Source organism: Aestuariirhabdus haliotis, assembly GCF_023509475.1.
Classification (GTDB): Bacteria; Pseudomonadota; Gammaproteobacteria; order Pseudomonadales; family Aestuariirhabdaceae; genus Aestuariirhabdus; species Aestuariirhabdus haliotis.
This window is the reverse complement of the sequence record NZ_JAKSDZ010000010.1, coordinates 70,276-86,009: the sequence shown is the minus strand read 5'-3', so window position 1 is coordinate 86,009 and position 15,734 is coordinate 70,276. Positions and strand designations below refer to the sequence as shown.

At 44.4% G+C, this 15,734-nt stretch carries 12 protein-coding genes; all 12 read right to left on the bottom strand.

Annotation, left to right across the window (positions count from 1 at the left end; all coding sequences use genetic code 11):
• Window positions 1-375 precede the first annotated feature (375 nt).
• Window positions 376-2,157 (bottom strand): SLC13 family permease, encoded by a 1,782-nt coding sequence (locus tag MIB40_RS09050; protein ID WP_249693223.1) that lies wholly within the window; start codon window positions 2,155-2,157, stop codon window positions 376-378.
• A gap of 77 nt (window positions 2,158-2,234) precedes the next feature.
• Window positions 2,235-2,825, bottom strand: a complete 591-nt coding sequence (cysC, locus tag MIB40_RS09045) for an adenylyl-sulfate kinase (protein ID WP_249693221.1) — start codon at window positions 2,823-2,825, stop codon at window positions 2,235-2,237.
• 149 nt (window positions 2,826-2,974) lie between these two features.
• Entirely contained in the window at window positions 2,975-4,969 is a 1,995-nt protein-coding gene (locus MIB40_RS09040) for a polysaccharide biosynthesis protein (protein ID WP_249693220.1), read from the bottom strand.
• A gap of 71 nt (window positions 4,970-5,040) precedes the next feature.
• On the bottom strand, window positions 5,041-5,919 hold the full coding sequence (locus MIB40_RS09035) for an MraY family glycosyltransferase (protein ID WP_249693218.1): 879 nt from the start codon (window positions 5,917-5,919) through the stop codon (window positions 5,041-5,043).
• 146 nt (window positions 5,920-6,065) lie between these two features.
• The gene (locus MIB40_RS09030) at window positions 6,066-7,028 is read right to left on the bottom strand and encodes a UDP-glucose 4-epimerase family protein (protein ID WP_249693216.1); all 963 of its coding nucleotides are present in this window, start codon (window positions 7,026-7,028) and stop codon (window positions 6,066-6,068) included.
• Complete coding sequence (gene wecB / locus MIB40_RS09025; RefSeq protein WP_249693214.1) at window positions 7,028-8,155, bottom strand: non-hydrolyzing UDP-N-acetylglucosamine 2-epimerase; 1,128 nt, start codon at window positions 8,153-8,155, stop codon at window positions 7,028-7,030. Before wecB (MIB40_RS09025) ends, MIB40_RS09030 begins: the two co-directional genes overlap by 1 nt.
• Window positions 8,148-9,158, bottom strand: a complete 1,011-nt coding sequence (locus MIB40_RS09020; protein WP_249693212.1) for a polysaccharide biosynthesis protein — start codon at window positions 9,156-9,158, stop codon at window positions 8,148-8,150. The genes wecB (MIB40_RS09025) and MIB40_RS09020 overlap by 8 nt, the downstream gene beginning before the upstream one ends.
• A 99-nt stretch (window positions 9,159-9,257) precedes the next feature.
• Complete coding sequence (locus tag MIB40_RS09015; protein ID WP_249693210.1) at window positions 9,258-10,115, bottom strand: dTDP-4-dehydrorhamnose reductase family protein; 858 nt, start codon at window positions 10,113-10,115, stop codon at window positions 9,258-9,260.
• Between the two features lie 2 nt (window positions 10,116-10,117).
• A complete protein-coding gene (locus tag MIB40_RS09010) occupies window positions 10,118-11,350 on the bottom strand; it encodes a glycosyltransferase family 4 protein (protein WP_249693209.1) in 1,233 nt (410 codons plus the stop codon).
• Window positions 11,347-12,621 carry a glycosyltransferase family protein gene (locus MIB40_RS09005; protein ID WP_249693207.1) on the bottom strand — a complete coding sequence of 425 codons (1,275 nt, stop codon included), beginning with the start codon at window positions 12,619-12,621 and terminating at the stop codon, window positions 11,347-11,349. Before MIB40_RS09005 ends, MIB40_RS09010 begins: the two co-directional genes overlap by 4 nt.
• Before the next feature lie 51 nt (window positions 12,622-12,672).
• Window positions 12,673-13,734, bottom strand: a complete 1,062-nt coding sequence (gene wecB, locus MIB40_RS09000) for a non-hydrolyzing UDP-N-acetylglucosamine 2-epimerase (protein WP_249693230.1) — start codon at window positions 13,732-13,734, stop codon at window positions 12,673-12,675.
• A 77-nt stretch (window positions 13,735-13,811) separates the two neighbouring features.
• Window positions 13,812-15,701, bottom strand: coding sequence for an asparagine synthase (glutamine-hydrolyzing) (asnB, locus tag MIB40_RS08995; RefSeq protein WP_249693205.1), 1,890 nt, complete (start codon window positions 15,699-15,701; stop codon window positions 13,812-13,814).
• Window positions 15,702-15,734: the final 33 nt, after the last annotated feature.

The window sequence follows — 15,734 nt, the reverse complement described above, 5'->3', positions numbered from 1 at the left end:
GCGGCACGTCTTTGCAGTAAGGTCCAGACCTTTCAAAAAGGCGTAACAAAGAGTCTGGGGTCGCCTGAAAGCCCCGTAGGGCAGTCCTAAAATGGCTTTTCTCGGTGTTGAAGCCCTTGTTCAGGTCTCGACATGAACGGCAAGCTTCGCCTTGATAAAAACCATTTCTAGGATCCGCAGAGATCTATCCGAATTAATCAGAGGTGCCTTAATAATAAGATAAGAGCAAAGCTCATAACACCCCATGACTCATGGGGGCTTGTAGGAGATTAGCCATTCAGGCTGTAATCTGGCGCAGGTGACTATTACAGTTCCAAATAGAGAGCGTAAAAGGAACACAAAAATCTGCGGATCTGAACCCAGGGCCTGATGGCATTAATAAAATGGAAAAAAGAGCGGTATCAACAGCATTACCAAGGTGCCGTAGATCAAGCTGATGGGGAATCCCATTTTCAAATAATCAAAAAAACGATAATTACCCGCACCATACACCATCAAATTGGTTTGATAACCATAGGGAGTCAAAAAGCTGGCGCTCGCGCCATAAGCTACGGCCATAACAAAGGGCATAGTAGAAACACCTAAGGTTTCTGCCAGTCCCCAGGCAACCGGGAATGCCAACGCGGCTGCGACATTATTTGTTACCAACTCGGTTAACAACATCGTCAACAGGTAAACCATCAACAAAGCCATCCAGGGTGAAAGACTAGCACTGTCAGGCACCAGAAAAGCCACTGCGATATCGATTAACCCCACGGACTGTGCGACCTGGGCAATACCAAGGGCACTGCCAATTACTAAAAAGAGCTGATAGGGAAACCGTTGCACCAGCTCACCAACGTTGACCCAGCCCATAAGCAGATAAAAGGACAGTACAATCAATAAACCATCGAACAGGGGCAATACACCTGAAGCAGCCAAAATGATTGCGCCTATGAATGTAAAAAAAGAGAGTAGACTACTGCGCATATTGAGCCGGCCACTTCCACTCTCACTACCAATCAGGTGCAAATCTCCACTGTCCCTTGCTCGTTGCTCAAAATCCTCCCCGGCTGACAATAGAAGACAGTCACCCACTTGCAACTCGAGACTACCCAGCTTACCCGACAACTGCTCATGACCACGATTCACCGCAACCACTGCGGCATCATAACGACCACGAAAACCGGTATCCTTAAGGGTTTTTCCGACAAGGTTCGAGGTATTCGAGACAACCGCTTCGGCCATACCGCCTTGCATGGCGCCCATACCCTGAGAGTCATGGGCTAACCTCAGGCCAGCTATTGCAGACAACTGCTGCACATTGCTCGTTTCACCGTTGAATAGAAGGCGATCTCCCGCTTCCAATAGCAGGTCAGGACTAACAGGAGCTATTACCCGGTCATTTCGTAGTAACTCAACTAGAAACAGATCATCGAGTTGACGCAACTGATTCTCACGCACGGTCCGACCGATTAAAGGAGCTCCTGACTCTATAACCGCTTCCACAAAATAACGACGTTGCAGCTTCTGTACCGCCGGATAAGTAGGTAAAAGTCGGGGCCCAAGGACAACGCAAGCTAAAACGCCGATAACGGTGACCGGAATCCCCACCCACATAAAATCGGTTAATGCTAAGGTATCACCACCCGAGGCTTCGACAAAGCTGTTGACAATCAGGTTGGTGGAGGTGCCAATCAGGGTTGTCGTGCCACCTAATACTGCCGCATAGGATAAAGGAATCAATAACCGGGAAGGTGCTATACGTTTCTGCGAGGCAATGCGCCCCATTAATGCTGCGACAACAGCGGTATTATTTAAAAACGCTGAAAGCAGTGCAGTGAGACCACCAAGTCGCAGTAACGATGATCGCTCGTTTCGATTTAGCAGGAAACGAGTAAGCCCGTCCAAGAGCCGGCTTTTTTCCAACCCCACTGAGACCAATAGCAATAGCAATAGTGTCAGCAAAGAGCCATTAATGAAGTTAGCTAGCATTATTGAGCGATCAATCAAACCCAGTAGATAGAATACCAGCAGGCAAATACCAAACAGGAATGCGGGTTTAATTCGGGTTACAATCAGCGAAATCAACAGCGCGATCAACACTAAGAATACTATGACCGATAGTAGAGTCATAATAGTGCCGCTTGGTTGTTCCAGATAACTGGAGCTATGCATCGGGCAACCCACACTGTGAATATTGAGCTGTTCAGTGGTGCCCTGTTAGTTTTCCCATATGCCGCTAACAGCATCGGCTATATGTACCCATTGGCTTCCATATAATTCACCAACTGTTCCACACAGGCTTCGACTGGAAGGGTTCCTGTATCCAGGGCAACATCTGCCTGCCGGGGTATTTCGTAGGCAGAATCAATACCAGTAAAGTTCTGTATTTCACCTTGCCTGGCTTTCAAATACAAGCCCTTTGGGTCACGCCCCTCACAGACCTCAAGAGGTGCATTCATATAGACTTCGATAAATTCGTCAGGTTCAAGCAAACCCCGCACCATTTCTCGTTCAGCCGCAAAGGGTGAGATAAAGGCACTCATCACAATAACACCGGCATCGACAAACAGGTGAGCCATCTCTCCAATACGGCGGATATTCTCCACTCGGTCTTCATCGGTAAAACCAAGGTCTTTATTCAAGCCATGGCGAACGTTATCACCATCCAGAAGATAGGTATGGAAACCCCGTCGATGTAACTCCTGCTCTAACGCATTAGCAATGGTCGATTTTCCAGAACCACTCAAACCGGTAAACCAGACAAGGCAGGGCTTCTGTTTTGCCAGACTGGCCCTATCCGACTTGGTTACTGCCTGTTCATGCCAAACAATATTGCTCATACTTCCCCCAAAGCAAGTTTATTCCTTGTCCATCCATTCTAGGTACGACAAGGGTTCTTCGCCAATCAATTTGGGGGTAACTAAGGAATAAAGTTTCACTAAGCGGAATTAATCACTCTTGGCCACAACTCGTAAAGACATGGAATGATTTATACTCGAGCCATCCAATCAACAATACTGGAATCGGGCTTGAACCCAGCTACATGTTTGACCATCAAGGCTCTAACTGACACGAAATCACCTTCCTCTAAGGCCCGTGATAACTGATTTAATAGCTCATCAAATCGTTCCCAACTGATAAACTCTTCTTCAGCGCGCATAATCATGGGGTGGCTGGTTGACCCTACGGCATCACCGATTAACAGCTCTTCGTAGAGCTTTTCACCAGGACGTAAGCCAGAATATTCAACTGCGATATCACCTTCTGGATTAGTCTCATCCCGTAGACTTAAACCTGCAATGTGGATCATCTTAACAGCCAAATCAGCAATTTTTATCGGCTCGCCCATATCCAGAACAAAAACATCACCACCTTCACCCATCGAGCCGGCTTGGATCACCAGCTGTGCCGCCTCGGGTATGGTCATAAAATATCTAGTGATATTAGGGTGAGTTACGGTTACCGGTCCACCATTAGCGATTTGCTGACGAAAGAGAGGAATAACGGAGCCCGAAGAGCCCAGCACATTACCAAACCTGACCATCGTGAAACGGGTTTTATTCGTAAACTCAGATGATTCAACTCCATATAGCTCGGGCTGACTAAGAGTAACCTGAGCAGCAGTAGCCAAGGCCTGCAATGCCATCTCTGCTAAACGTTTGGAGCCCCCCATCACGTTGGTTGGTCGCACGGCCTTGTCCGTAGAGATAAGCACGAAACTCTCCACGCCAGCAATGATCGAAGAGAGAGCTGCATGCACTGTACCCTGGACATTATTCTCAATACCTTCGGCGACATTATGCTCAACAATAGGAACATGTTTGTAGGCCGCCGCATGGTATACCGTTGCAACCGAATAGCGTTGTAAAACCGCAACAAGACGCTTGGGGTTTCTCACAGATCCTAGAATAGGGACAAGCTTGATCGCCCCCCCCAGACTATCGGCAATTGACTCCAATTCACGATGGATCTGATACAGATTGAATTCAGAGTGTTCATACAGCACAAGGGTAGTTGGCGCTATTTCAATGATTTTTCGACAAAGTTCCGAGCCTATCGACCCCCCTGCACCTGTTACCATTACGACTTTAGCTTCAATACAATGCTGTAGCAGTGTCACATCCGGCGTAACCTGATCACGCCCTAAAACGTCCTCTATACCGACCTCTCTAATATCATCAACCTTGATCTTACCTGTAGCGATCTCATTGATATCGGGTAATGTGCGGACATGAACCGGATAGGGCTCGAGCTGCTCAATGATTTCCCTACGGCGTTGGCGAGTTGCACTAGGAAGTGCCAACAAAACCTCTTGGCAACCCGTTTCAGAGATCAGTTGCTCAATATGTTTGGGGGTATAAACACGTAAGCCCGCAATAACGCGACCGGCAAGAGATCGATCATCGTCAATAAAGGCTAGAGGCAATAGTTCGGAGCTTCGCTCCAAGGCTGACAACAACTGAAACCCAGCATCACCTGCGCCATAAATTGCAACAGGAGTCCGTTTATCCATGATGTTCTGGTGCTTTCGAAAGCGAGTCAATGGATAAAACAGCGGCGTATCGGTAACAAAATAGCGCCGCATAAACAGCCGAAGCCCTCCGACAAAAGCAGTGGCAAGCAACCAGTAGATGAATACCACCGAGCGCGGGACTAAAACATCGCCTCGATACCAATAGACAAGTAGGGTTAAGAGCAGTGCCGATAAAGCGGTCGCCTGGACGATGGTAATCAGTGCATCACGACCTATATAGCGCATAACCGCCCGATAAAGCCCCATCGTGACAAAGAAAGGCAACGCGGTTAAAGGCGCTGCAGCAAACAGCCACCAATGATCGCCAAGTGGGTTGATTAATTGATCTGTCCCAAGCCGGATAAAAAAGGCGAGCCAGAGCGCCAGCCAGATAAGGAGTATATCCGTAGCCACCTGCAGTGAACGCTTCTGTTTGCGGGAAAGTCCTAACAATGCTTGTTTAATAGTCATTATAAATTTGATTTTCGATTAGTAATAAACACAGTTATCAACAATCCACAGAACCATATAACTCAATAGATCTAAAAACGCCCAGGAGTCTCAAGTTCACCTGCCTTATTTAAAAAGGCCAAACCTATCAAAGGTAAACAAGAGATAGTGAAACCCAATGCTCCATCAATATAGCCAATGGCCACCGTAACGGCTAAGGGTAACAACCACAATACATTAATAGTCAACACCGCCAGCGAAACAGACCTATGACTCCGATACTTACGAGATGCATATTGGTAAGCATGGCTACGATGGGCCTCATAAACCTTATCACCGCGCAATAATCGCCGTAAAAGGGTGAACGTTGCATCAACAATAAACACGGCAAGAAGTATCAACCACCCCCATAGCAAAACAGAATCGACCCAGGCAGCTTGAAGCGCTAGGCCTGCCAGAACAAACCCAAGAAATCCGCTACCTGCATCTCCCATAAAGATTCTAGCGGGCGGAAAGTTCCAGTAGAGAAATCCAAAAACAGAAGCTGCCAGCAGCAGCAGTGGCCAAATGTAAGATAATTCCCCTACTACCAAGTACAGTAACCCCCCTCCCAAGCAAACAAAGATGGCCTCAATTGCCGCAATACCATCGATGCCATCCATAAAGTTATAGAGATTCAAAAGCCAAACAAGAAAAACAACCCCTATAAAATTACCAATCCAGCCCAATGAAAGAGTTACGCCGAAAGCATAAATCGTTGGCAACCCTCCGATCCAGAAAAGAAGCCAGGCACTGGCAAGAAAATGCCCAACCAACCGCCATCGTGCAGGAATATGGCCGTGATCGTCCAAAAAACCAAGGAGCGCTATACCCGCCCCCCCCCCAGCAAAGGCGATAAAGAATGATTGATCAACAAATCCAGCAAAAAACAAAAAAAGCAGAGAGAGTAAGAAGCAAATTACAATTGCCACCCCTCCTCCACGTGGAGTCGGTACTGAATGAGAGCTACGATGATTCGGAATATCTATCAAGCTACGCGCTAGTGCATATCGGCGTAATAACCAAGTAAACAGTAGAGAACAACATAGCACTATGGGTAGCAGCCACCAGAGAAGGTTCACCTTAACTGCTCCAAAAAATGGTCCGCAGTATTTTGCAGAGCTGTTTCCACAGAAACTGGAGGCGTCCACTTCAACAGTTCTTGAGTTTTGGTGATATCAACTTGTAAAGAACCGCATAGCCGTTGAGACATACTTCGTTTTCCAAACAAGGCAGCGACGAATTTTAGCAAAATCGATGGCATGGGTATTAAGCGATCTGGTTTACCAAGAGCACGCGACATTTTACGAAGCAACTCGGTAGTTGATAAATCTTCACCATCACTAACTAAAAAGGTTTGGTTAGCTGCCGTAGGACAATCAATACAATGCACAATAAGATCTACCAGATTATCTAAAGCCACCAAACTTCGGGAGTTATTAATGGATCCCAAGGGCAGAGGTACGCCTTTATAGAGCCATTTCATCATAGTATGAAAGTTTGCTTTAACTTCAGGCCCATAAACCAGAACAGGGCGAATGATCACTACTTCCATATTGCTGCTATCAGCGATGTTTCGTAGACCCTGCTCTGCCTCCATTTTAGAAATCCCATAGGGATCTCGAGGATCAGGGATGTCATCTGCACAATAAGGGCTGCCAGGTGTCGTTTCTTCGCCATTAACCTTAATTGAACTAATAAAAATAAACCGTCGAATGCCCTTCTTCGCAGCTTGTCGCGCAAAATTAAGCGTTCCTTCAACATTAACGCGGCGAAATTCTAACAGTGGATCATCTGTATTATCGTTCATTACGTGAACACGAGCAGCAGAATGTATAACTACTTCACAACCTAAAAGACTCTGATCCCAATCAGTGCTCGAATCTATATTCCCGACAGCTGTTTTTAAGACACCAGTGGGAAGGCCGGTGTGATCATTGCGCAACGCAGCAATTACTCCGTAGCGTTGACTGGAAAGCAAATACTGCAAAATTCGGGATCCAACAAAACCCGTAGCTCCTGTTAAAAGAATTTTCCCCATCAGCTTTTATGCCATACCGTGCGGTTGATGTAATCGGTATAACTCAACACAACCCGCAAAACTTGTTTGGAGACAAGACCTGCCTGATAATCTTTGACAACGGGGATAACCCTTCGTTTAAGGTCATGCTGACTGGTTATCACCCTAACCGCATCCATAACCCGTTCTTTTTTTAAACCACTCATAATCAGAGTACCTTCGTCCATACCCTCTGGCCGTTCATGAGCATTACGAATAGTTATCGCTGGTAGATTGAGAAGTGAAGCCTCTTCAGTGATAGTTCCGCTATCTGACAATATACAAAATGCAGACATCTGCAACTTCATATAGTCGAGCAAGCCAAATGGCTTTTCGAATCGTATCAATGGATGGTCGAGAGATTCACCAAGTTCCTCCAGCCTCTTCCGTGTTCTAGGATGGGTAGAAACTATGATAGGTAATTGGTAATGATCAGCCAAAGCATGAAGCGTTGCGAGCAGATCCCTTAGATTGTGGGGAGTATCAACATTTTCTTCCCGATGGGCACTGACAATAAAATACTTGCCCTCCTCCAACCCTGAGTCTCGGACTACAGTTGACTCTTGAATTTTTGGCATGTAATAGTCAAGCACTTCTTCCATATGGGAACCCGTCTTGATAATTGTCTCTGGACGTATACCTTCAGCAATCAAATAACGCCGAGCATGTTCGGTGAGCACCATATTGATGTCACTAAGATGATCAAGAACCTTACGATTAAGCTCCTCCGGCACGCGTTGATCGAAACAACGATTCCCCGCCTCCATATGGAAAACGGGAATTTTTCGCCGTTTTGCAGAAATAATAGCCAGACAGGTGTTGGTGTCACCATAGAGGAGAATGGCGTCAGGTTGTTCTAACGCCAATACATCATCTGCTTTCGCTATTACTTCAGCGATAGTTTTAGCCGCAGAGTCGCCGACAGCCCCTAAAAAATGATCCGGCCTACGAATGCCCAGATCATCAAAGAACACCTGATTAAGTTCGTAATCGTAATTTTGCCCCGAGTGCACCAACACATGATGAACCTGCTGATCAAATTCGGCAATTACTCTGCTCATTTTGATCAACTCCGGTCGTGTACCTACTAAGGTCATAACTTTAAGCATCTGTCTGCTCCTGAATGTAATCAAGCTTCAGAAGGAGCTCCTTGATGCCTCGAATGTTAAGGCGCTCGGTATTGTGCGAGGTATAGTCATCCATGTCCGACAGTTGCTGCTCACCTTCGTCGAAGAATTTGTTATAGTTCAGGTCGCGGTTATCTGCTGGTATTCGATAATAGCGTCCCATATCTTCAGCTTTTGCCATCTCTTCGCGAGAGATAAGAGATTCATAGAGTTTTTCTCCATGCCGGGTACCAATCACCTTAATTTTGCTATCGCTCGAAAACAGTTCCTTAAGGGCTTTGGCCAAGTCTTCAACCGTTGAAGCAGGTGCCTTCTGTACAAAGATGTCACCCTGCTCGGCATGCTCAAATGCATGCAATACTAAGTCAACAGAATCCTCAAGTGACATCAGAAAACGCGTCATATTGGGATCGGTAACCGTCAATGGTTCACCAGATTTCAACTGACTAACAAACAATGGAATCACAGAACCACGGGAAGCCATAACATTGCCGTAGCGGGTGGCACAGATGACCGGACCCGTCTCAGGAATCAAGCGAGATTTCGCGACCATTAGCTTTTCGGCCATCGCCTTAGAGATACCCATGGCGTTTATGGGGTACACAGCCTTATCGGTACTAAGCACCACAACTCGTTGCACACCATTGGCATTTGCTGCATTGAGTACGTTTTCCGTTCCTATTACATTGGTCTTAACCGCTTCCATCGGATAAAACTCGCAGGAGGGCACCTGTTTCAATGCTGCGGCATGGAAGATGTAGTCAACCCCGATCATCGCCTGAGAGATGCTATCGTAATCACGCACATCACCAATGTAAAACTTGACTTTGTCAGTGCCCAGCGCAATGCGCATATCTTCCTGTTTCTTCTCATCACGGCTGAAGATGCGTATTTCGCGAACATCGGTATTGAGAAAACGTTTCAACACCGTATAACCAAAAGAACCTGTTCCCCCGGTGATCATCAAGACTTTGTTATCAAACATGTATACCTTCCAAACAAATTAGCAGCCTAGTCGCGGCGGAAAGCCTTCTTTTCACAGCAAGAGCAGTATAATCCAGCCAACTCAACACAGGAATTCAGCCTACCGGTTCTCATGCATCAATTTGACCAAATCCGGCCACGCGGGGGCATTATAGCCCGTCGCATCACGAAAACGCGCACCATCCAGAGAACGATCTATGACCAATTCGGCATCAGGAACAATCTTGACCTGCTTGCCGTACTGGTTGGAAACCAACTGCAACAGATCAAATTTATTAATAGGATCAGAAGCAACATGGTACAAACCACTCAAATCAGGCTGAGGCATCACATAATCTTTCATTACGCGCGCCAACTCAACCGTCGGCAAACCCGAGAAAACCGCACTGGAGAAGCCTTTCACAGAACCTTGTTGCGATAGAAACCAATCCACAAGAGCATGACAGGAATTAAGTTCATGACCAATAATAGAGGTCCTTAGGGTTATAGCATTAGCACAGTCGTGTAGTTCCCCAATGTATTTGGACTTACCATACAGATCCTTTGCGTCAGATATATCATCTTCAATATACCCTCCTCGGCTACCAGAGAACACGCAATCAGTACTAACATGAATAAATCGAGCACCTGCTAATGCGCAGAGCCTGACCAAACGATGAGGAAGCATGGCATTGATAGGAAGTGCCGTAAGCGGATCATTAGCATCCGCCAGCTGCTTGATCAGCCCGACACAGTTAATGACCACATCCGGGTGAACCCTATCAATTACAGACACCAAGGAATCCTGATCCAGTACATCAACTCCTGTTATCAGCCTTTCGTGACTTGATTCAGAAAAATATTTTAGAGAACCGGCACCTCGAAGAGTACCCCAGACTTCAAGCATAGGGTCTCTTTCAAATAACTTATATACAGCATTCCCCAGCATACCAGTGACACCAAAAACCAACACTCGCATCTTCACCCCTTCGAACCACCATCAGATTGCTCTAACAGATGAACCAAACTCTCAACCTGAGTTGCCATATCGAAATTCTCATCAAAATATGCTCGTCCAGCTAAGCCCATGGCATTCCGCTTTTGTTGTGGTAATTCGCTCATTTTTCGAATAGTAGAAACCAAAGCCGTCACATTTTCAGGCTCACAGGTTAACCCTGCTCCAGAATCATTTACCACGCGCGCGCCCTCCCCCTCCAATGCAGCGATTATAGGTCGACCCGCTGCAAGATATGCTTGTACCTTACTAGGTATCGTATAGGAAAAGATTTCGTCGTTTTTTAATGAAACCAGTAAGGCCGAAGAACGCTCAAAAATTTGAGGCATTTGATCCATAGAGAAACGACCAGCCAAAATCAAGTTGTCCAACCTCAGATCTAACTTCTTACGTTTCAGCCAATCAAATTGGCTACCGCTGCCGACCAAAACAATTCGAAGCAACGGATCATTTTTTAAATGATCTGCTGCTTGAACTACAGTATCCAGAGATTGAGCAGTGCCTAAATTACCAGCAAATACGATACAAAAGTGCCCCTCAAGCTCACGAGCCAATTCATCCGGTATGGGGTTTTCAGAGTTTTCTTTAGTTGCATCTATAGAGTTAGGATAATAAATAATCTTGTTCCGGTCAGCGTAGTGTGAAACTGGATCAATAAATGCACGAGACTGAACAAGTAAAAGATCACAACCAGCATAAAGAATCTTTACCATTACCTCTACTGCTTTCAATTGATACTTACCTTTAATAAAACCCGTCGCGGAAAGACTTTCCGGCCACAAATCTTGAACCCACAAAGCCAGCGGAGCCCTTTTAATCCATTTAAGTATAATTGCAGGTATAACCTGAGTGACAGGCGATGGCGAAAAAACCAAGATTCTGTCGAATTTTTTATTTCTCAGCATCCAGGGAAAGTATATAAGCCCAGAAAGGACGAACGAAAGATAATTCAAAAAAAGGTTGGTCGCACCACCATTCCCTCTAGGCCATAGGGGAGCTCTAACCACTTCGATTCTATCCATATATAGCTCATAAGTAGTACCCTTTGCTTGATAACCGTCAAATATTTTACCTTCCGGATAATTAGGCTTCCCTGTAGCCACAACAATCTCATGGCCTTGTTCAACAAGCTTGATCGCAACATCATTGATAATGAAACTTTCCGGCCAAAAGTACTGACTTACTATAAGAATTTTCAATGATTGTCTCGCAGACGCTCTAAAATTTTTAGATATTGACCATCTCTACTAAATGTTGAAATTATCTGTTCGTCTTGTAATACAGGGTAATGGTTAAACTTAAGGCCCTGCAACACCTCAATAGCTTGGTCAGTTGACTGAATATCAGCCCATACACCTAAACCAAATTTTTTTATAATCCGCGCCGCCTCCATATCTTCAGGTGAATAACAGATAATTGGTCGACGTGCCTGTAAATAATCAAAAAGCTTACCAGTTACAACCTCATCACTATTCTTAGGGTTGGTATGTAATAATAATAGGTAATCCATGCTTTGCATGAATAGGTGAACATCGCTATGAGCTATAGGCTCACAGATTTCAACATATGGATAATCAGCGATATTTAGATGTGATAAACGAAGTGTACCGTAAAAAAACAACTTGATATTCAGACCTGAACGAACAGCTGTTGATGTGAGGTTTAGTAGCGGTTCCACGTCCCTATAGCCATTAGGGTCATCATCTGCCATCCCAAAATAACCAATACGAATAGGATCTTCAAATTTCGGGATAGTAAAAGAACATGGGTCTCCCGCAAATCCATTCATGACAAGGAGACCTTTCTCTACAAGATATAAATCGGGAAACATTTTGTCCAGTTTAGAAATCATTGGTTCAGATACAAAAGTCACTATATCAGCCCTTGCGAGTGAAAACTTTTCCATCTTACGAGAGAAAAATCCAGAAACAGGGCCAACAGGGGCAAATATAGTACTAGTATTCCAACTATCTCGATAATCAGCTATAAGTGTAATTTTATTACCAAACTTCCATTTCAAAAAGCCACCAACAAGTTGCATACTATGTGGTGGAGTTGATACGAAAACGGTGTCTATACTACCCGATTCAATCAGTTTAGATGCCGCCTTGTAATACTTATAAACCATTAACAAGCCCAGATCTGGTATGACTAGCCGGTTCAATATCGATTTGGAAATTCTTAGAATCGACATAAAAAAACCTTTATGCCGTGTCGTAGGTTTATTGATTATACGTAAGCTGGACTGAACAGAAGACTTCAAGGGATCCCGTAGATACGTAACATTGACTCCAGCAAGGTTTTTAGAAAAGCCGAAATCCCCATAATTAACACCATCAGAACTTAGAACAGTAGTATTAATTCCATTTGCCACTAAAAACCTGGAAAGATATACAACACGAGCAACCCCTCCCACAGAAGGAGTATAAGGCACAAAATGCTGACAGATAAGAAGAACACCGCGCGTCATAGAACAGTACCAACCAGAATAATAAGACCTGTGAGTTTAATGATTCTATGACTATGAAAGAAGATCGAGCGCAGAAACAACTTGTTCGGCAGCTGTTCCGCTTCCGTAGGGAGTTAAACCTTCTTGGCCACCACGAAAACTTTGTGCAAAAATACTAACAAAATCATCATCGACTGGGGAAGCTAAACGGTTCCACCCCATATCAACAAGTTCAACCCATTCGGTCTCATCACGCAGCGTGACACAAGGAACACCGTGAAAATACGCTTCTTTTTGTATCCCTCCTGAGTCTGTAACTATTACGCACGCGTTTTTTTCAAGCATAACCATATCTATATAGCCCTGCGGATCAATTATGTGAATATTTGAGGGCAACTCTATGTCTTGCTGATGGATAGAGTTTTTTGTTCTCGGATGCAATGGAAGAACTACAGGTTGGTCAATTTTCGAAAAACCTTCAAATATTTTCTTCAACCGAAATTCATCATCTGTATTTTCTTGCCTATGCACTGTTGCCAGATAAAACTGCTTTGAGACAAGCCCATACTTATCCATCACATCACTCTCTAATTCAGCCCTTTGACCAAAATAAAGTGCAGCGTCAAACATAACATCACCAACATTAACGACAGTGCGACCCACTATTCCTTCTGCTGACAAATTTGAAATAGCTTGCTCAGTAGGAGTTAATAGAAGATCACTCATGTGATCAGTTAACACACGATTTATTTCCTCAGGCATACGACGATTAAAAGATCGCAACCCTGCTTCAACGTGCACAATCGGAATATGAGTCTTTACAGCAGCAAGAGCCCCTGCCAACGTAGAATCAGTATCTCCATAAACCAACACAATGCTGGGTTTTTCTTGCAATAGAATTTTTTCAATTTCTTCTAACATTCGGCCAGTATTCTGACCGTGACTGCCGCCGCCAACGCCCAAGTTATATGCAGGTTTAGGTATTTCCAGCTCAGAAAAAAATACATCGGACATATTAGAATCATAATGCTGCCCTGTATGCACGATAACTTCAGAGTACTTTGATACTCGAGCAATGGCACGAGAAACTGTGGCTGCTTTTATAAACTGAGGACGAGCCCCCAAGATGGTCATTATTTTCACACAGAGCACCGATAATTATAAAAAGAATCAAAAATGGTTAAAAGAACGATATAACTAGTTCATAATTACTATTCAAGAATAAAAATATGATACCAACGAGAAAAGTTAATCCACCTCCATATATAAGGAGATGATTTTTTCTCCCCTGACACAACTAAATCAAACTCTTCCAACACAACCTTTTGGTTTAAAAAAGGTAGATTCAAATCGACGCTTAGCCATTCCCGGATAGTACCGGATACCGACAACAACCATTCGTGCTCTGGCGTTTCAAATCCAACTTTATCTTTTCTATCAAGGATGTCATCCGGCACAATACCTCGCATTGCAGCTCGAAAGATATGTTTAGTTTCACCTTTTTCTGAAATCAAATAGCTCTCTGGCAAAGACAAAAGAAAATTAGCCATTTCGATAGTCAAAAATGGGACTCTACTTTCTACCGAAAATCGCATTGAATTACGATCACCATGACGCAGCAAGCCAGGTATTCCCCGTCGAGTCAATGATAATGCTAACTCAGACATCACTCTTCTTCCAAAAATACGGCCGGAGAAAGCTTGAAGAGGAAAACGCAAACTTAAACCTTTCTCTATCAATGGCTTTTCGTCTATCCACAAAGGAATACCGGGCTTACCTACCAATTTTCGGGAGAAATCATAAAGGCGTCCTCCGAGAAACTCACCAATAGAACGCTTAATACCGTCAAGCTTATTACGTCCAGGCCATTTTGCCCAATTATTGAGAAACATAAAGGCACTAATGAATCGGCCATTTTCAATCAAACTCCGGACTCGTTGACCGGGATAACCACTATACCCTGCAAGCAATTCATCAGCGCCTTGACCGTCAAGCGTAACTGTTACTCCACTCTCTCTAGCCAACCGAAAAACCCGATATTGGGCATAAATACTAGTGCTCATGAAAGGTTCACCCTGAGAACGAATCATTTCATCCAAATCCGCTGCTAACTCACTGCCACTAACCTCTACCTTATGTATATCTGCCCCTACATAAGTGTTTATATGGTCCACCCACTTTTCTTCTGACAGCGAGCTACCACGAGCAATATAACTGAAGGTGTTTATAGGTAAATCAGGATCAATAAAACGCATTGCACAAACTATCGCAGAGGAATCGACGCCTCCAGAAAGTGCAGCGCCTATAGGTACATCGCTACGTAAATGCATACGGACACTATCTAGAAATAGCTCACGAAGCTGGTTAGCAGCCTCCTCAAATGATAATGTAGTTGATTCAGTAATATCTGGTTGCCACCAACACTCAGGCTGTGACAATTCACGCTTATTCAGATCAAAGGTTATAATATGACCTGGCATGAGATGAAATACGCCATCGAGAAAACTGCGTTGGCTACTATCGTAATCTCCGTAAACTAGATATTCATAGGCGGTTTGCCAATCAAGATCCACCTTTTCACTTTTTAATGCTTTTATTGCCGACATTTCAGACGCAAAAAGCATGGCGCCATTTTCCATAGTGTAAAAAAAAGGTTTTATACCAAAAGCGTCACGCACACATGTAAGAGTACCTTTTACTCGATCAAAAACGACAAATGCAAACATACCTACTAAACGAAGCAAACATGCCTCCCCCCATTGCTGCCATGCCTGCAATAAAACTTCCGTATCTGAGCCAGAACAAAAATCATGGCCATGCGACTCAAGCTCTGCTCGCAACTCTCGGTAATTATAGATTTCACCATTAAAAACGATCGTGATAGAGTGATCATTAGAGTGCATAGGTTGATGACCAGCTGGTGACAAATCAATAATTGATAACCGAGAGTGTCCAAGCCCCACTACACCATTAGCAAAAGAATCTAATTCAAAACCCTGATCATCTGGACCCCGGTTCTTCATTAAGTCCAGCGCATCATTAAGTTTCTTTTGGATTCCATTAGAGTTATTCGACCATGAACCACCGGCTATTCCACACATATAAAGCACCCGATCATATAACTGAACACAACC

Bases quoted from the DNA above. Each gene is read 5' to 3' on its own strand.
- asnB (WP_249693205.1), bottom strand. From the start codon at position 15,701: ATGTGTGGAATAGCCGGTGGTTCATGGTCGAATAACTCTAATGGAATC.
- wecB (WP_249693214.1), bottom strand. From the start codon at position 8,155: ATGCTTAAAGTTATGACCTTAGTAGGTACACGACCGGAGTTGATCAAA.
- MIB40_RS09050 (WP_249693223.1), bottom strand. From the start codon at position 2,157: ATGCATAGCTCCAGTTATCTGGAACAACCAAGCGGCACTATTATGACT.
- MIB40_RS09040 (WP_249693220.1), bottom strand. From the start codon at position 4,969: ATGACTATTAAACAAGCATTGTTAGGACTTTCCCGCAAACAGAAGCGT.
- wecB (WP_249693230.1), bottom strand. From the start codon at position 13,734: ATGACCATCTTGGGGGCTCGTCCTCAGTTTATAAAAGCAGCCACAGTT.
- MIB40_RS09015 (WP_249693210.1), bottom strand. From the start codon at position 10,115: ATGCGAGTGTTGGTTTTTGGTGTCACTGGTATGCTGGGGAATGCTGTA.
- MIB40_RS09020 (WP_249693212.1), bottom strand. From the start codon at position 9,158: ATGTTTGATAACAAAGTCTTGATGATCACCGGGGGAACAGGTTCTTTT.
- cysC (WP_249693221.1), bottom strand. From the start codon at position 2,825: ATGAGCAATATTGTTTGGCATGAACAGGCAGTAACCAAGTCGGATAGG.
- MIB40_RS09005 (WP_249693207.1), bottom strand. From the start codon at position 12,621: ATGACGCGCGGTGTTCTTCTTATCTGTCAGCATTTTGTGCCTTATACT.
- MIB40_RS09030 (WP_249693216.1), bottom strand. From the start codon at position 7,028: ATGGGGAAAATTCTTTTAACAGGAGCTACGGGTTTTGTTGGATCCCGA.